Raw genomic sequence first — 19,825 nt, 5'->3', positions numbered from 1 at the left:
GAACACGATGAGCACGTCCACCAACAAGTACGTCGAGGCGCTGCGGTCGTCCCTGAAGGAGATCGAGCGGCTGCGCAAGCAGAACGAGCAGCTGGTCGCGTCGGCGGCGGAGCCGATCGCGGTCGTCGGCATCGGCTGCCGCTTCCCCGGCGGCGTCGTCTCCCCCGAGGACCTCTGGGAGCTCGTCGCCGAGGGCCGCGACGTCATCGGTCCGTTCCCGACCGACCGCGGCTGGGACCTGGACCGGCTGGCGGGCGGCGGCGAGGGCAGCAGCCTCGCCCAGGTCGGCGGCTTCCTCGACGACGCCGCCGGCTTCGACCCCGGGTTCTTCGGCATCTCGCCCCGCGAGGCCGTCGCCATGGACCCGCAGCAGCGCATCCTCCTGGAGATCGCCTGGGAGGCCCTGGAGCGGGCCGGCATCGACCCCTCCGCGCTGCGGGGCAGCCGCACGGGCGTGTTCATGGGCACCACGGGACAGGACTACGGAGAGGTCATCAAGGCGTCCGACGAGGACGCCGAGGTGTACTCCACCACCGGTCACGCCGCCAGCGTGATCTCCGGCCGGCTCTCCTACTTCCTGGGCGCAGAGGGCCCGGCCGTCACCGTCGACACCGGCTGCTCCTCCTCGCTGGTCTCCCTGCACCTGGCCGCGCAGGCGCTGCGCGGCGGCGAGTGCTCCCTGGCCCTGGCGGGCGGCGCGTCCGTGATGGCGACGCCGCACCCGTTCATCGCGTTCACCTCGCAGAGCGGACTGGCCGCCGACGGCCGCTGCAAGCCGTTCTCCGACGACGCCGACGGCACCGGCTGGGCCGAGGGCGCCGGCCTCTTCGTCCTGATGCGGCTGTCCGACGCCCAGCGCGAGGGCCGCAAGGTCCTCGCGGTGCTGCGCGGCTCCGCCCTCAACCAGGACGGCGCCTCCAACGGCCTCACCGCCCCCAACGGCCCGTCCCAGCAGCGCGTCATCCGCGCCGCCCTGGAGAACGCGCACCTGGCCGGCGCGGACGTCGACGCGGTCGAGGCGCACGGCACCGGCACCACCCTCGGCGACCCGATCGAGGCGCAGGCCCTGCTGGCCACCTACGGCCAGAACCGTGAGCGGCCGCTGCTGCTCGGCTCCGTCAAGTCGAACATCGGCCACGCCCAGGCCGCCTCCGGCGCCGCCGGCGTGATCAAGATGATCATGGCGATCCAGCACGGCGTGCTGCCCCGCAGCCTGCACGCCGACCGGCCGACCAGCAATGTCGACTGGACCGCAGGCGCCGTCGAACTCCTCGACCGGGCCGTCGACTGGCCCGAGACCGGCCGCGCCCGCCGGGCCGGTGTCTCCTCCTTCGGCATCAGCGGCACCAACGCCCACCTCATCCTCGAGCAGGCCCCCACCGCCCCCGAGCGGCCCGCCCCGGACCCCGCGGCCCGGCCCGCGCTCGTCCCCTGGACCCTCTCCGGCCGCACCGCCGCCGCGCTCGACACCCAGCGCGAGCGCCTCGCCGCCCACCTCGAGAGCCACCCCGGCGCCGACCCGCTGGACATCGGCTTCGCGCTCGCCGACGGCCGCGCCACCTTCGAGCACCGGGCCGTCCTGCTGTGCGCTGGCACCGACGCCTCGGCCGCCACCGAGATCGCCCACGGCTCCGTCGACGACGGCGCCTCGGCCGTCCTGTTCTCCGGACAGGGCTCCCAGCGCCTCGGCATGGGCCGCGAACTGCACGCCCGCTTCCCCGTGTTCGCCGAGGCCTTCGACGAGATCGCCGCCCTCCTCGACCGCCACACCGACCGCCCGCTGCGCGAGGTCGTCTGGGGCTCCGACGCCGCACTCCTCAACGAGACCGGCTGGACCCAGCCCGCGCTGTTCGCCGTCGAGGTCGCCCTCTACCGCCTCGTCTCCTCCCTGGGCGTCACCCCCGACTACGTCGGCGGCCACTCCATCGGTGAGATCGCCGCCGCGCATGTCGCCGGGGTGCTGTCGCTGGAGGACGCGTGCACGCTGGTCGCCGCCCGCGCCCGCCTGATGCAGGAGCTGCCGCGGGGCGGTGCGATGCTCGCGGTGCGCGCCACCGAGGAGGAGGTCGTCCCGCATCTGACGGAGCGGGTCTCCATCGCCGCGGTCAACGGCCCGTCCTCCGTGGTCGTCGCCGGTGACGAGGACGAAGTCGCCGCGATCGCCGCGCACTTCGAGGCGCAGGACCACAAGACCACCCGGCTGCGGGTGAGCCATGCCTTCCACTCGCCGCTCATGGACCCGATGCTGGAGGAGTTCCGGAGCGTCGCCCGGGGCCTCACCTACCACGAGCCGCGCATCCCGGTCGTCTCCCACCTGACCGGCGCCGTCGCCGACCCCGCCGACCTGTGCACCGCCGACTACTGGGTCCGCCACGTCCGCGAGGCCGTCCGCTTCGCCGACGGCGTCACCACCCTCGCCGGCCGCGGCGTCACCACCATCCTCGAAGTCGGCCCCGACGGCGTGCTGTCCGCGATGGCGCAGGAGTCGCTGCCCGAGGGCACCACCGCCGTCCCGCTGCTGCGCAAGGACCGCGCCGAGGAGGAGTCCGCCCTCACCGGACTCGCCCGGGTGCATGTCCGCGGACTCACCGTCCGCTGGGCCCGCCTCTTCGACAGCGCCGGCGCCGGGCGCGCCGACCTGCCCACCTACCCCTTCCAGAACCAGCGGTTCTGGCCGGCCGCGGGCCGCTCCACCCAGGACGTCACCGCCGCCGGACTCGGCTCCGCCGACCACCCGCTGCTCGGTGCGGCCGTCGAACTCGCCGACGACGAAGGGTTCCTGTTCACCAGCAGGCTCTCCGTCCACTCCCACCCCTGGCTCGCCGACCACGGCGTCCAGGGCCGTGCCCTGCTGCCCGGCACCGCCTTCGTCGAACTCGCCATCCGCGCGGGCGACGAGGCCGGCTGCGACCGCGTCGAGGAACTCACTCTCGCCGCCCCGCTGGTGCTCCCCGAGCGGGGCGCCGTCCAGCTCCAGGTCCGGGTCGGCGCCCCCGACCTCGCGGGCCGCCGCACGCTCGGCATCTTCTCCCGCGTCGAGGACGGCTTCGACCTGCCCTGGTCGCAGCACGCCACCGGTGTCCTCACCGCCGGGGCGGGCGCCCCGGACGCCGCCTTCGACGCCACCGTGTGGCCGCCCGCCGGCGCCGAACAGGTCGACCTCGACGGCTGCTACGAGCGCCTGGCCGGCCTCGGCTTCGACTACGGGCCCGCCTTCCGCGCCCTGCGCGCCGCCTGGCGCCGCGGCACCGAGGTGTTCGCCGAGGTCGCGCTCTCCGAGAACGCCGGCACCGACCCCGCCGACTTCGGCCTGCACCCCGCGCTCCTGGACGCCGCCCAGCACGCCGCCGCCTACACCGACCTCGGCGCCATCAGCCGGGGCGGCCTGCCGTTCGCCTGGGAGGGCGTGCACCTCGCCGCGTCCGGCGCCACCACCGTCCGCGCCCGGATCACCTCCGTGGGCGAGGACACCGTCTCCATCGCCGTGTACGACACCGCGGGCGGCACCGTCCTCTCCGTGGACTCCCTGGTCTCCCGCGCCGTCCCCAAGGACATCCCCGGCACCGCCCGGGCCGTCCACCGCGACTCCCTCTTCCAGGTCGACTGGACCCCGCTGCGCAGCCCGTCCGGGCAGCTCCCGGAGGCCGTCGCCCTCGTCGGCGCCGACCCGTCAGGCCTCGCCGAGGCGCTGCGCGCCGGCGGCGTCCAGGTCACCGCCCACCCCGACCTGGCCGCACTGGCCGCGGACCCCGCCCCGGTGCCCGGGACCGTGCTCACCGCCCTGCCCGGCGACCAGGACACCCCGGCCGCCGACGCCGCCCACACCACCGCAGCCGCCGTGCTCGCCCTGGCACAGCACTGGCTGACCGAGGACCGGTTCGCCGACGCCCGGCTCGTCCTTGTCACCCGCGACGCCACCGCGGGTGGTGACCTGGCGGCCGCCGCGGCCGGCGGTCTGATCCGCACCGCCCGCACCGAGAACCCCGGCCGCTTCGCCCTCCTCGACCTCGCCACCGGCACCCCCGCCGCCCCCGCGGCCCTGGTGGCGGCCCTGGCCGCCGCGTACGACGAACCCGACCTCGCCGTACGCGGCTCCGACGTACTGACCGCCCGGCTCGCCCGGGTGCCCGCACCCGAGGCCGGCGCCGACTGGAACCCGGACGGCACGGTCCTGATCACCGGCGGCACCGGCGGACTCGGCGGCGTCCTCGCCCGCCACCTCGTCACCGAACGCGGCGTCCGCCGACTGCTGCTCGCCAGCCGCCGCGGCCCGGCCGCCGACGGCGCCCCCGCCCTCGTCGACGAACTCACCGCACTCGGCGCCTCGGTCGACGTCGCCGCCTGCGACGTCACCGACCGGGAGGCGCTCGCCGCCCTCCTCGCCCGGGTGCCCGCCGCGCACCCGCTGAGCGCGGTCGTGCACACCGCCGGTGTGGTCGACGACGGCGTCATCGGTTCCCTCACCGCCGAGCGCCTCGACACCGTGCTGCGGCCCAAGGCCGACGCCGCCTGGCATCTGCACGAACTCACCCGGGACCTGGACCTGGACGCGTTCGTGCTCTTCTCGTCCGTCGCCGCCACCCTCGGCAGCCCCGGACAGGGCAACTACGCGGCCGGCAACGCCTTCCTGGACGCCCTCGCCGCCCACCGCCACGCCCTCGGTCTGCCCGCCACCTCCCTCGCCTGGGGCCCCTGGACCCAGAGCGTCGGCATGACCGGCACCCTCTCCGACATCGACGTCGAGCGCATCGCCCGCTCCGGCATGCCCCCGCTCACCGTCGAGCAGGGTGTCGCCCTCTTCGACGCGGCCCTCGCCACCGGCGGCCCCGTCCTGCTGCCGGTCCGCCTCGACCTGGCCGTGCTGCGCACCCAGGGCGAGATCGCGCCGCTGCTGCGCGGGCTGATCCGGACCACCGTGCGCCGCGCCGCCGCCCAGGTGTCGGTGACCGCCGACGGCCTCGCCCAGCAACTGGCCGGACTGGACGCCGCCGCCCGCCGCGAGGCCCTCCTCGGCCTGGTCCGCACCCAGATCGCCCAGGTCCTCGGCCACGCCGACGCCGGCCAGGTGGAAGCGGCCCGCCAGTTCCAGGACCTCGGCTTCGACTCGCTCACCGCGGTCGAACTGCGCAACGGCCTCAACTCCGCCACCGGTCTGCGGCTGCCCGCGACCATGGTGTTCGACTACCCGACCCCGAACGCGCTCGCCGACCACCTGAGCGACGAACTCCTCGGCACCGGCGACGACATACCCCTGCCCACCCCCGCTGGCGCCCTGCCGGCCACCACCGACGACCCGATCGTCATCGTCGGCATGGCCTGCCGCTACCCGGGTGGCGTCACCTCGCCCGAGGACCTGTGGCGCCTGGTCAGCGAGGGCGCCGACGCCACCGGACCGTTCCCCGTCAACCGCGGCTGGGACGTCGACAACCTCTACGACCCGGGCCCCGACCGCCCCGGGCACACCTATGTGCGCGCCGGCGGGTTCCTGCACGACGCCGGCTCCTTCGACGCCGACTTCTTCGGCATGAGCCCGCGCGAGGCGCTCTCCACCGACTCCCAGCAGCGCCTGCTGCTCGAACTGTCCTGGGAGGCCGTCGAGCGGGCCGGCATCGACCCGCACAGCCTGCGCGGCAGCCGCACCGGCGTCTTCGCCGGCGTCATGTACAACGACTACGGCACCATCCTCACCGGCGAGGAGTACGAGGCCTTCCGCGGCAACGGCAGCGCCCCCAGCGTCGCCTCCGGCCGCGTCTCCTACACCCTGGGCCTGGAGGGCCCGGCCGTCACCGTCGACACCGCCTGCTCCTCCTCCCTCGTCGGCATGCACCTCGCCGCCCAGGCGCTGCGCACGGGGGAGTGCACGCTCGCCCTGGCCGGCGGTGTCACCGTGATGTCGACCCCCAGCACCTTCGTCGACTTCTCCCGCCAGCGCGGCCTGGCCGCCGACGGCCGCTCCAAGGCGTTCGCCGAGGCCGCCGACGGTGTCGCCTGGTCCGAGGGCGTCGGCATGCTCGTCCTGGAGCGCCGGTCCGACGCGATCCGCAACGGCCATGAGATCCTCGCCGTGCTGCGCGGCTCCGCCGTCAACCAGGACGGCGCCTCCAACGGACTCACCGCCCCCAACGGTCCGTCCCAGCAGCGGGTCATCCGCCAGGCCCTCGCCAGCGGCGGACTGTCCCCCGAGGACGTCGACGTCGTCGAGGCGCACGGCACCGGCACCACCCTGGGCGACCCCATCGAGGCCCAGGCGCTGATCGCCACCTACGGCCGCGACCGTGACCCGGAGCGGCCCCTGTGGCTCGGCTCCGTGAAGTCCAACATCGGCCACACCCAGGCCGCCGCGGGCGTCGCCGGCATCATCAAGATGATCATGTCGATGCGGCACGGGGTGCTCCCGCAGACCCTGCATGTGGACGCCCCGTCCTCGCACGTCGACTGGGACGCCGGCGCCGTCGAACTGCTCACCGAGCAGACCGAGTGGCCCGAGACGGACCGGGTGCGCCGCGCCGCCGTCTCCTCCTTCGGCATCAGCGGCACCAACGCCCACGTCATCATCGAGCAGCCGGCCGCCGGCCCGGCCCCGGCCGCCCCGAGCGGCCCCGCCGAGGAACTCCCGGCCGCCCCCTGGCCGCTGTCCGCGAAGACCCCCGAGGCCCTGCGCGACCAGGCCGCCCGACTGCTCGCCCATGTCGAGGCCCACCCCGAGACCCGCCCCGCCGACATCGCGTACTCGCTGCTCACCAGCCGCTCCGTCTTCGACCACCGAGCCGCCGTCCTCGGCGCCGACCGCACCGAGGCGCTCCGCGCCCTCGCGGCCCTCGCCGCCGGGACCGACGACAGCGCGCTGCTGACCGGCACCGCCCGCGGCGGCCGCACCGCGTTCCTGTTCTCCGGACAGGGCTCCCAGCGCCTCGGCATGGGCCGGGAGCTGTACGGCAGGGTCCCCGTGTTCGCCGAGGCCCTGGACGCCGTACTCACCGTCCTGGACGGCGAGTTGCACGGTTCGCTGCGAGAGGTGATGTGGGGTGAGGACGCCGGTCTGCTGAACGAGACCGGATGGACCCAGCCCGCACTGTTCGCCGTCGAGGTCGCCCTCTACCGGCTGGTGGAGTCGTGGGGTGTGACGCCGGACTTCGTGGCCGGTCACTCCATCGGTGAGATCGCCGCCGCGCACATCGCCGGGGTGCTCACCCTGGCGGACGCCTGCCGTCTCGTCGCCGCCCGCGCCGCCCTCATGCAGGCGCTGCCCCAGGGCGGCGCCATGATCGCCGTCGAGGCCACCGAGGACGAGGTCCTCCCGCTCCTCACCGACGACGTCTCCATCGCCGCCGTCAACGGACCGTCGTCCGTGGTCGTCTCCGGCGCCGAGGACGCCGCCCTCGCGGTCGCCGGGCACTTCACCGAGCAGGGACGGCGCACCAGCCGGCTGCGCGTCAGCCATGCCTTCCACTCGCCGCTGATGGACCCGATGCTGGACGAGTTCCGGTCGGTGGCCGAGGGGCTCACCTACGCAGCCCTGGCGATCCCGGTCGTCTCCAACCTCACCGGCACCCTCGCCGACCCCGCCGACCTGTGCTCCGCCGACTACTGGGTGCGTCATGTCCGTGACGCCGTCCGGTTCGCCGACTGCGTCGGCACCCTCGGCGAACACGGCGTCACCACCTTCGTCGAACTCGGCCCCGACGGTGTGCTGTCCGCCATGGCGCAGCAGTCCGTCACCGAGGGCGCCGTCACCGTGCCCGTGCTCCGCAAGGACCGGAGCGAGGAGCAGGCCCTCGTCACCGCCCTGTGCCGGCTGTACGTCCTCGGCATCGACGCCGACTGGACCTCCGCGCTCACCGTCGGCGGGGCCGCCCGCGTCGACCTGCCCACCTACGCCTTCCAGCACCGCTGGTTCTGGCCCGCCGCCCGAGCGGCACATCCGCACGACATGCGCGCCGCCGGACTCGGCTCCGCGTCCCACCCCCTGCTCGGCGCCGCCGTGGAACTCCCCGGCGGGGAAGGCGTGCTGCTCACCGGCCGCCTCTCCCTCCAGACCCACCCCTGGCTCGCCGACCACGCCGTGCACGGCACCGTCCTGCTGCCCGGCACCGCCCTCCTCGACCTCGCGATCCGCGCGGGCGACGAGGCCGGCTGCGGTCACCTCGAGGATCTCACCCTCGCCGCGCCGCTGACCCTGCCGCAGGACGGCGCCGTGCTGCTCCAGGTCCGGGTGGGCGCCGCCGACGAGGCCGGCCGGCGCACCGTCACCGTGCACGCCCGCCCCGAGGACGCCACCGACGGCGTCTGGACCCTGCACGCCACCGGCACCCTGTCCGACACCGCCGTCACCGGCACGGCCCTCGACACCACCGTCTGGCCGCCGGCCGGCGCAGAGGCCCTCGACACCGAGGGCTGCTACGAGCGCTTCGCCGCCCACGGCTTCGCCTACGGTCCGCTCTTCCAGGGCCTCACCGCCGCCTGGAAGGCCGGCGAGGTGCTGTACGCCGAGATCGCGCTGCCCGAGGAGGGCCACGACGACGCGGCCGGCTTCTCCGTGCACCCCGCACTGCTCGACGCCGCTCTGCACCCCGCACTGCTCACCGACGACGACGGTGGCCTGCCGTTCTCCTGGGAGAACGTCAGCCTGCACGCCTCCGGCGCCACCGCGCTGCGCGTCCGGCTCGCTCCGGCGGGCGCGAACGCGCTGTCCGTGACCGCCGCCGACCCGGCCGGCCGGCCCGTGGTCTCCATCGCCCGGCTGCTCGCCCGCCCGGTCGGGGCCGACCAGCTGACCGGCGACGCCGGACACCTGCGGGACGCGCTCTTCCGGCTGGAGTGGACCCCGGTCCCGCTGCCCGACGGCACGGCCGCCGAGAGCCTCGCCCTGCTCGGCCCGGACACGGAAGACCTGGCCGAGGCCCTCGGCGAGGGCGCCGTCCGGTATGCCACCCTTGCCGACCTGCTCGCGGCCGACGCGCCGGTCCCCGGTGCCGTACTGGTTCCGCTCACGGCCGGCTCCGACACCGATGACACGCCGGGCGCCGTGCACACCCGCACCGCTGCCGCCCTGACCCTCCTTCAGGAGTGGCTGGCGGAGGACCGGGTCAGCGGTTCTCGTCTGGTCCTCGTCACCCGTGGTGCCGTCGCCACCGACGACGCGCCGGTGACCGACCTCGCCGCTGCCGCGCTGGTGGGCCTGGTGCGCTCTGCGCAGACCGAGAATCCCGGTGTCTTCGGGTTCGTGGATCTGGACGCCGACGGCGCCTCCGACTCCGCCCTTGCCCGTGCCCTCGGCCTTGACGAGCCGCAGCTCGCGCTGCGCGGAGGCCGTGCCCTCGCCGCCCGTCTGACCCGCGCCACCGCCGACTCCGCCGCCCGCGTCGCCTGGTCGTCCGAGGGGACGGTGCTGGTGACGGGTGGTACCGGTGGTCTGGGTGGTCTGGTGGCCCGTCATCTCGTCATGGAGCGTGGGGTGCGGCGTCTGCTGCTGACCAGCCGCTCCGGTCTGGACGCCGCGGGCGCCCGTGAGCTGGTGGCGGAACTGGAGAACCTGGGTGCCGAGGTCTCGGTGGCGGCCTGTGATGTCGCCGACCGGGACGCGGTGACCGCGCTGGTCGCGGCGGTTCCGGCGGGGCACCCGCTGGTCGCGGTCGTCCACACGGCCGGTGTACTCGACGACGGTGTGCTCGGCTCGCTCACCGAGGAGCGCCTTGCCACGGTGCTGCGGCCCAAGGTGGACGGCGCCTGGAACCTTCATGAGGCGACGCGCTGTCTGGACCTGGACGCGTTCGTGGTGTTCTCGTCCGTCGCCGGTGTCTTCGGCGGCGCGGGTCAGGCCAACTACGCGGCCGGAAACGCCTTCCTGGACGCCCTGACCGCCCACCGCCACGCCCTCGGACTGCCCGCCATCTCCCTCGCCTGGGGCCCCTGGCAGCAGGGCGCGGGCATGACGGCCGGGCTCGACGAGCGCGACATCCGCCGGGCCGCCGAGTCCGGGATGCCGCTGATCACGGTCGAGCAGGGCCTCGCCCTCTTCGACGCCGCCCTCACCACCGGCGAGGCCGCTCTCGTCACCGGCCGCCTCGACCTCGCCGCCTTCCGCGGCCGGCCGGAGATCCCGGCCCTGCTGCGCGGACTGATCCGCACCCCCGTGCGCCGCACCGCCGCGACCGGGGCCGCCGACGGTGCCGACGCCGGACTCGTCCAGCGGCTCGCCGGGCTCGACCGCGAGCAGCGCCACGAGGTCCTGCTCGACCTCGTCCGTACGAGCGCCGCCCTGGTCCTCGGCCACGCCGCCGGCTCCGACATCGACGCCGAACGCGCCTTCCGCGACCTCGGCTTCGACTCCCTCACCGCCGTCGAACTCCGCAACCGCCTGCGCACCGCCACCGGTCTGCGTCTGTCGGCGACGGCGATCTTCGACCATCCCACGCTGTCCGCGCTCGCCGACCACCTGCTCACCGAACTCTTCGGAGCTGAAGCCGAGACGCTCGCCCCCGTCCGGCTCCTGCCGACGACGGAGGACGATCCGATCGTGATCGTCGGCATGGCCTGCCGCTTCCCGGGCGACGTCACCTCGCCCGAGGACCTGTGGCGCCTGGTCAGCGAAGGCACGGACGCCGTCTCCGACTTCCCGGCCAACCGCGGCTGGGACGTGGACGGCCTCTACCACCCGGACCCCGAGCACTCCGGCACCTCGTACACCCGCTCCGGCGGATTCCTGCACGACGCGGGCGACTTCGACCCCGACTTCTTCGGGATGAGCCCCCGCGAGGCGCTGGCGACGGACTCCCAACAGCGTCTGCTCCTCGAGACCTCGTGGGAGGCCATCGAGCGGGCCGGCATCGACCCACACAGCCTCCGCGACAGCCGCACCGGCGTCTTCGCCGGCGTCATGTACCACGACTACGGCAGCCTGCTGGGCGGCAAGGAGTTCGAGGGCTTCCAGGGCCAGGGCAGCGCGGGCAGCGTCGCTTCCGGCCGCGTCTCGTACACCTTCGGCTTCGAGGGTCCGGCCGTCACCGTCGACACCGCCTGCTCGTCCTCCCTGGTCGCCCTGCACTGGGCCGCCCAGGCACTGCGGTCGGGCGAGTGCTCGCTCGCCCTGGCCGGCGGCGTGACCGTCATGTCGAGGCCCAGCACCTTCATCGAGTTCTCGCGCCAGCGGGGTCTCGCTCCCGACGGCCGCTCCAAGGCGTTCGCCGAGTCGGCGGACGGCGTCGGCTGGTCCGAGGGCGTCGGCATGCTCCTGCTGGAGCGGCAGTCGGACGCGATCCGCAACGGTCACCAGATCCTCGCGGTTGTGCGTGGTTCGGCCGTCAACCAGGATGGCGCCTCCAATGGGCTCACCGCTCCCAACGGCCCGTCCCAGCAGCGCGTCATCCGCCAGGCCCTCGCCAGCGGCGGACTCTCGACCGGTGACGTGGACGCGGTCGAGGCGCACGGCACGGGTACGACCCTGGGTGACCCGATCGAGGCCCAGGCGCTCATCGCCACCTACGGCCGGAACCGCACCGACGAGCAGCCCCTGTGGCTCGGCTCGCTGAAGTCGAACATCGGTCACACCCAGGCCGCGGCCGGTGTCGCCGGTGTCATCAAGATGGTCATGGCCATGCGCCACGGTGTGCTGCCGCGCACGCTGCACGTGGACACCCCGTCGTCCCACGTCGACTGGACCGAGGGCGCGGTCGAACTGCTCACCGAGCAGACCGAGTGGCCCGAGACGGACCGGGTGCGCCGCGCCGGTGTCTCCTCCTTCGGCATCAGCGGCACCAACGCCCACGTCATCCTGGAGCAGCCGGTCGCCGTCGCGGAGCTGGAGGCGGCTGGAGCGGACGATGCCGAAGCCGTCGTCGTCCCGCTGGTCCTCTCCGGCAAGTCCCCCGAGGCACTGCGCGACCAGGCCGCCCGCCTGCTCGACACCGTCCGCGAGCGCACGGCGCTGCGCCCCCTCGACCTCGGCCACTCGCTGGCGACCAGCCGTTCCGCGTTCGACCACCGCGCCGTCGTCCTGGCCACCGGCCGGGAGGACGCCCTCCGCGCCCTGACCGCCCTCGCCGACGGCGAGGCGGACTCCAGCGCTTTCATCGGCCGCACCCGGACGGGCCGTCGTGCCGCGTTGTTCTCGGGTCAGGGTTCGCAGCGACTCGGGATGGGTCGTGAGCTGTATGGCCGGTTCCCGGTGTTCGCGGACGCCTTGGATGCCGTGCTGGCCGTTCTGGACGGCGAGTTGGGTGGTTCGCTGCGGGAGGTGATGTGGGGTGACGATGCCGGTCTGCTGAACGAGACCGGGTGGACTCAGCCTGCGTTGTTCGCCGTTGAGGTCGCTCTCTACCGGTTGGTGGAGTCGTGGGGTGTGAGGCCGGACTTCGTGGCCGGTCACTCCATCGGTGAGATCGCGGCCGCTCATGTGGCCGGGGTGTTCTCGTTGGAGGACGCGGCCCGTCTGGTGGCGGCTCGTGGCCGTCTGATGCAGGCGCTGCCGGCGGGCGGCGCGATGGTGGCCGTGCAGGCCACGGAGGACGAGGTCATCCCGTACCTCACCGACGTGGTGTCGGTCGCCGCCGTCAACGGGCCTACCTCGGTGGTCGTTTCGGGTGAGGAAGGAGCCGTGCTGGAGGTTGCGGCACGGTTCGAGGCGGAGGGCCGCAAGGCGACGGCGCTGCGGGTGTCGCACGCGTTCCACTCCCCGCTGATGGATCCGATGTTGGACGAGTTCCGGGCGGTGGTCGATGGGTTGTCCTACGCCGCCCCGGAGATCCCGGTGGTGTCGAACCTGACGGGTTCCCTGGCCACGGCTGAGGAGTTGTGCTCGCCCGAGTACTGGGTACGCCACGTCCGCGAGGCGGTCCGCTTCTCCAACGGCGTCACCACGCTCGAGGAACAGGGTGTGACCACGTTCCTGGAGCTGGGTCCTGACGGAGTTCTCTCCGCGATGGCCCAGGAGTCGCTGACCGGCGACGACGCCCTCACCATCCCGGTCCTGCGCAAGGACCGTGACGAAGAGACCGCTGCCCTGACCGCCCTCGCCGCCCTGCACACGGCGGGCCTGCGGCTCGACTGGAACGCCTTCTTCGCCGGCACCGGCGCCACCCGCGTCGACCTGCCGACCTACGCCTTCCAGCACGCCACCTACTGGCCCAGCGCCACGCACTCCGCCGCCACGGTCGTCGGCCTCACCGCCGCCGGACACCCGCTGCTCAACGGTTCGGTGGAGCTGGCCGAGGGCGAAGGCGTGCTCTTCACCGGTCGTCTCTCCCTCCAGTCGCACCCCTGGCTCGCCGACCACGCCGTCATGGGCACCATCCTGCTGCCGGGCACCGCTTTCCTGGATCTCGCGATCCGTGCGGGTGACGAGGTCGGCTGCGACCGGGTCGAGGAACTCACCCTCGCTGCCCCGTTGACCCTGCCGCAGGACGGCGCCGTGCTGCTCCAGGCCCGTGTGGGTGGCGCCGACGATGGTGGACGACGCACAGTCACCGTGCACTCGCGCCCCGAGGGCGCCACGGACGGTGCCTGGACGTTGCACGCCACCGGCACGTTGGTGACCGGCGGCAGTGCCGTCGAGGCCGACTTCGACGTCAGTGCGTGGCCGCCTGTCGGTGCGGAGGCCCTTGACACCGACGGCTCCTACGAGCGCTTCGTTGCTCGCGGCTTCGCCTATGGTCCGCTCTTCCAGGGGCTCACCGCCGCTTGGAGCACGGGTGAGACGCTGTATGCCGAGGTCGCGCTGCCCGAGGAGGGCATCGATGACGCGGCCGGTTTCGCCGTGCACCCGGCGCTGCTCGACGCGGCCCTGCATCCGGCGCTGCTCACCGACGACGACGGTGGTCTGCCGTTCTCCTGGGAGGGCGTCAGCCTGCACGCCTCCGGCGCCACCGCGCTGCGCGTCCGGCTCGCTCCGGCGAGTGCGAACGCGGTATCCGTGACCGCTGTCGACCCGGCCGGCCGGCCCGTGGTCTCCATCGCCCGGCTGCTCGCCCGCCCGGTCGACGCGGACCAGCCGGCCGGTGACGCCGGACAGCTGCGGGACGCGCTCTTCCGGCTGGAGTGGACCCCGGTCCCGCTGCCGGAAGGCACCGGTTCCGCAGGGGTTGCCCTGCTGGGCCCGGACACGGAGGCGCTCGCCGATGCCGTGGGCGAGGGTGCTGTGCGGTATGCGACGCTTGCCGATCTGCTCGCGGCCGCTGCGCCGGTTCCCGGTGCTGTGTTGGTTCCGTTGACGCCTCGTTCCGACGGCGATGACACGCCGGGTGCCGTGCACACCCGGACCGCCGCCGCCCTCACCCTTCTTCAGGAGTGGCTGGCGGAGGACCGACTGACTGGTTCTCGTCTCGTCCTCGTCACCCGCGGTGCCGTCGCCACGGACGACGCCCCGGCGACCGACCTTGCCGCCGCTGCCCTGCTGGGCCTCGTCCGTTCCGCGCAGACCGAGAACCCCGGCGCCTTCGGATTCGTCGACATTGACGGGGCCTCCGACTCCGTCCTCGCGCACGCCCTGGCCCTGGACGAGCCGCAGCTCGCGCTGCGCGCTGGTCGCGCTCTTGCCGCCCGTCTGGCCCGTGCCACCGCCGATTCCGCCGTCCAGGTCGCCTGGTCGTCGGAGGGGACGGTGCTGGTGACGGGCGGTACCGGTGGCCTCGGCGGCCTGGTGGCCCGTCATCTCGTCGCGGAGCGTGGGGTGCGGCGTCTGCTGCTGACCAGCCGCTCCGGCCCGGACGCTGCGGGCGCCCGTGAGCTGGTGGCGGAGCTGGAGGGCCTGGGCGCCGAGGTCTCGGTGGTGGCGTGTGATGTCGCCGACCGGGACGAGGTGGCCGCGCTGGTCGCGGAGATCCCGGCGGAGCACCCGCTCACCGCGGTCGTCCACACGGCCGGTGTCCTCGACGACGGCGTTCTGAACTCGCTCACCGGCGAACGGCTCGTCAACGTGTTGCGGCCCAAGGTGGACGGCGCCTGGAACCTCCATGAGGCGACGCGGCACCTGGATCTGGACGCGTTCGTGGTGTTCTCGTCCGTCGCCGGTGTCTTCGGCGGCGCGGGTCAGGCCAACTACGCGGCGGGCAACGCCTTCCTCGACGCCCTCGCCGCCCACCGACAGGCCCTCGGTCTTCCCGCCACCTCCCTCGCCTGGGGCCCCTGGCAGCAGGGCGCGGGCATGACGGCCGGGCTCGACGAGCGCGACATCCGCCGGGCCGCCGAGTCCGGGATGCCGCTGATCACGGTCGAGCAGGGTCTCGCCCTCTTCGACGCCGCCCTCACCTCCGGCGAGGCCGCTCTCGTCACCGGCCGCCTCGACCTTGCCGCCTTCCGGGGCCGGCCGGAGATCCCGGCCCTGCTGCGCGGACTGATCCGCACCCCCGTGCGCCGCACCGCCGCGACCGGGGCCGCCGAGGGCGCGGACGCCGGACTGGTCCAGAGGCTCGCCCGTCTCGACCGGGAGCAGCGCCACGAGGTCCTGCTCGACCTGGTCCGCGCGAGCGCTGCCCTGATCCTCGGCCACGCCGCCGGATCCGACATCGACGCCGACCGTGCCTTCCGTGACCTCGGCTTCGACTCGCTCACCGCGGTCGAACTCCGCAACCGGCTGCGGACCGCGACCGGTCTGCGTCTGTCGGCGACGGCGATCTTCGACCATCCCACGCTGTCCGCGCTCGCCGACCACCTGCTCACCGAACTCTTCGGAGCTGAAGCCGAGACGCTCGCCCCCGTCCGGCTCCTGCCGACGACGCAGGACGATCCGATCGTGATCGTGGGTATGGCCTGCCGCTTCCCGGGCGGGGTGGCCTCGCCCGAGGATCTGTGGCGCCTGGTCAGCGAGGGCACGGACGCCGTCTCCGACTTCCCGGCCAACCGCGGCTGGGATGTCGACTCCCTGTACGACCCGGACCCGGACCACACCGGCACGTCGTACACCCGCTCCGGCGGATTCCTGCTCGACGCCGCGGACTTCGACGCCGACTTCTTCGGCATGAGCCCGCGCGAGGCGCTGGCCACCGACTCCCAGCAGCGCCTGTTGCTCGAGACCTCGTGGGAGGCCATCGAGCGGGCCGGTATCGACCCGCAGAGCCTGCGCGGCAGCACGACCGGTGTGTTCGCCGGTGTCATGTATCACGACTACGGCGGCCTGCTGGGCGGCGAGGAATTCGAGGGCTTCCAGGGCAGCAGCGCGGGCAGCGTGGCCTCCGGCCGGGTCTCGTACACCTTCGGCTTCGAGGGGCCGGCGGTCACGGTCGACACGGCCTGCTCGTCCTCCCTGGTGGCGATGCACCTCGCGGCGCAGGCACTGCGGTCGGGTGAGTGCTCGCTCGCCCTGGCCGGCGGCGTGACCGTGATGTCGACGCCCACCGCGTTCGTCGAGTTCTCCCGCCAGCGGGGTCTGTCGCCCGACGGCCGGTGCAAGGCGTTCTCGGACTCGGCGGACGGTGTCGGCTGGGCGGAGGGTGTCGGCATGCTCCTGCTGGAGCGGCAGTCCGACGCGATCCGCAACGGCCACCGGATCCTCGCCGTGGTCCGTGGTTCCGCCGTCAACCAGGACGGCGCCTCCAACGGTCTGACGGCCCCCAACGGCCCCTCCCAGCAGCGCGTCATCCGGCAGGCGCTCGCCGGCGGCGGACTCTCGACCGGCGACGTGGACGTCGTCGAGGCGCATGGCACCGGTACGACGCTGGGTGACCCGATCGAGGCCCAGGCCCTGATCGCCACCTACGGTCAGGACCGCCCGGAGGACCGTCCCCTGCTGCTCGGCTCCGTGAAGTCCAACCTGGGCCACACGCAGGCCGCGGCCGGTGCCGCGGGTGTCATCAAGATGGTCATGGCGATGCGCCACGGCGTGCTGCCCCGCACCCTCAACATCACTGAGCCGTCCCCGCACGTCGACTGGAACGCCGGTGCCGTCGAGCTGCTCACCGAGCAGACCGAGTGGCCCGAGACGGACCGGGTGCGCCGCGCCGGTGTCTCCTCCTTCGGCATCAGCGGCACCAACGCCCACGTGATCCTGGAGCAGCCCGCGAAGGTGATCCAGGGCACTGCGGTCGCCGCTTCGGTGCCGGGGGCTGATGCGGTGGAGCCCGAGGTGGTCCCGTGGGTGCTCTCCGGCAAGTCGCCGGAGGCACTGCGCGACCAGGCCGCCCGCCTGCTCACGCACATCCAGCTGACGCCCGAACTGCGCCCCGCCGATGTGGCGTTCTCCCTCGCCACCCAGCGTTCCCTGTTCACCCACCGCGGCGTGGTGCTGGCCACCGAGCACGAGGAGACGGTGCATGCCCTGGCCGCCCTCGCGTCCGGCGAGGCCCACCCCTCCGTCGTCACCGGTAACCAGACATCGGGCCGTCGTGCCGCTTTGTTCTCGGGTCAGGGTTCGCAGCGGTTGGGGATGGGGCGTGAGCTGTACGGCCGGTTCCCGGTGTTCGCGGAAGCCCTGGATGTCGTTCTCGCCGTTCTGGACGGTGAGTTGGGTGGTTCGCTGCGGGAGGTGATGTGGGGTGAGGACGCCGGTCTGCTGAACGAGACCGGGTGGACCCAGCCCGCGTTGTTCGCTGTCGAGGTCGCTCTCTACCGGTTGGTGGAGTCGTGGGGTGTGACGCCGGACTTCGTGGCCGGTCACTCCATCGGTGAGATCGCGGCCGCACACGTCGCCGGGGTGTTCTCGCTGGAGGACGCCGCCCGCCTGGTGGCCGCTCGTGGCCGTCTGATGCAGGCGCTGCCGGCCGGTGGTGCGATGGTGGCCGTCCAGGCCACCGAGGACGAGGTAACTCCGCATCTCAGCGATGAGGTGTCGATCGCCGCGCTCAACGGGCCCACGTCCGTGGTCGTCTCGGGCGTCGAAGACGCCGTGCTGGAACTGGCCGCGCGATGCGAGGCGGAGGGCCGCAAGACCACCCGACTCAAGGTGAGCCATGCCTTCCACTCACCGCTGATGGACCCGATGTTGGACGAGTTCCGGGCGGTGGCGGAGGGGCTGTCGTACGCCGCCCCGGAGATCCCGGTGGTGTCGAACCTGACGGGTTCCCCGGCCACGGCTGGGGAGTTGTGCTCGCCCGAGTACTGGGTGCGTCACGTCCGTGAGGCAGTTCGTTTCGCGGACGGGGTGGCCACGCTCGTGGAGCAGGGGGTGGCCACGTTCCTGGAGTTGGGTCCGGACGGAGTTCTCTCCGCGATGGCCCAGGAGTCGCTGACCGACGAGGCCATTACCATCCCCGTCCTGCGCAAGAACATGGCCGAGGAGCGCGCGGCCCTGGCCGCCCTCGGCCGGCTGCACACCACCGGTACCCGCGTCGACTGGGCCGGGCTCCTGGCCCCCATCGGCGCCCGCCCCCTCGAACTGCCGACCTACGCCTTCCAGCACCGGCCCTTCTGGCCCGCCGGTAAGCGCGGTGCCACGGACGTCAACTCCATCGGCATCAGCGAGGCAGCCCACCCGCTGCTCCACGCGGTCGTCGAACTCGCCGAGGACGAAGGCATGGTCTTCACCGGGCGCCTGTCGATGCACTCGCACCCGTGGCTGGCCGACCACGCCGTCCACGGCACCGTCCTGCTCCCGGGCACGGCCCTGCTGGAACTGGCCCTCCGCGCGGGCGACGAGGTCGGTTGCGACCACGTCGAGGAACTGACCCTGGCCGCCCCGCTGGTCCTCTCCGAGCAGGGCGCGGTCCGCACCCGGGTACGGGTGGGCGCCGCGGACGCCGCCGGACGCCGGACCGTCACGGTCCACTCGCGCCCGGAGCAGTCCACCGACGCCCCCTGGACCCAGCACGCCACCGGCGTCCTCGCCGCCGGGCTCCCGACGGCCGCCGCGCCGTTCGACGCCACGGTGTGGCCGCCGGCGGACGCCGAGCCCGTTGACCTGACCGGCTTCTACGAGGCACGCGAGGCCGAGGGCTTCGCCTACGGTCCCGCCTTCCAGGGCCTGCGGACCGCCTGGCGCCGCGGCGACGAGGTGTTCGCGGAGATCGCTCTGCCGGACGGCACACAGAAGGAAGCCGAGCGCTTCGGCCTCCACCCGGCCCTGCTCGACGCCGGTCTGCATGCCGCCTGGCTCGCCGCCCCGGCCGGTGACGGCACCACCGGCAGCGTCCCGTTCTCCTGGAACGGCGTCTCGCTGCTCGCCTCCGGCGCCTCGTCCGTCCGTGTCCGGCTCGGCCGCGACACCGACGGCACGCTGACCCTGGCCGTCGCCGACACCACCGGCGTCCCCGTGGCCGCCGTCCGGGCGCTCACCATGCGCGCCGTGTCCGCGGAGGCGCTCAGCTCCGCCGCGGCACTCGTCCGCGACTCCCTGTTCCGCCTCGACTGGACCCCGGTCACGGGGACGGCGGTCACCCCGGCCGAGCCCGCGGAGCCGACGGCGGAGATCGTCGGTGCGGACCCCTTCGGGCTCGTCGAGAGCCTGAGGGCGGCCGGCACCGAGATCGGCCGGCGCGCCTCCCTGACGGACGACGGCGAGCTGCCCGACCTGGTGCTGCTGCCCGTCTCCGTCCAGGAGCACGAGGACGCGGCCGACACCCCGGCCGTCACCCATGCCCTCACCCGGCAGGTGCTGGAGCTGGTGCGGACCCGGCTGGAGGACGAACGTCACGCCGCCACCAGGTTCGTCTTCGTGACCCGGGGCGCGACCACCGGCCATGACCTGGCGGCCGCCGCGGTCTGGGGCCTGGTGCGCTCCGCGCAGTCCGAGAACCCGGGCTGCTTCGGCCTGATCGACCTCGACCCCGAGACCACCCGTCCGCTCCCGCTCCCGCTCGCCGCTCTCCTGGGCGACGAACCCCAACTCCGCCTCCAGGACGACGAACTCCGTGCCGCCCGTCTGGTCCGCCGTCCCGCTTCCACCGCCGAGGCCGTTCCCACC

At 73.8% G+C, this 19,825-nt stretch carries 1 protein-coding gene; it reads left to right on the top strand.

The features are described 5' to 3' along the window. Positions 1 to 7 precede the first annotated feature (7 nt). The coding region (locus tag ACTYVM_RS29280) for an SDR family NAD(P)-dependent oxidoreductase (RefSeq protein ID WP_445528846.1) at positions 8 to 19,825 on the top strand (19,818 nt) is incomplete at its 3' end.

It is taken from the genome of Streptomyces cyslabdanicus (assembly GCF_052663305.1).
This window is presented reverse-complemented; position numbering and strand designations above follow the sequence as displayed.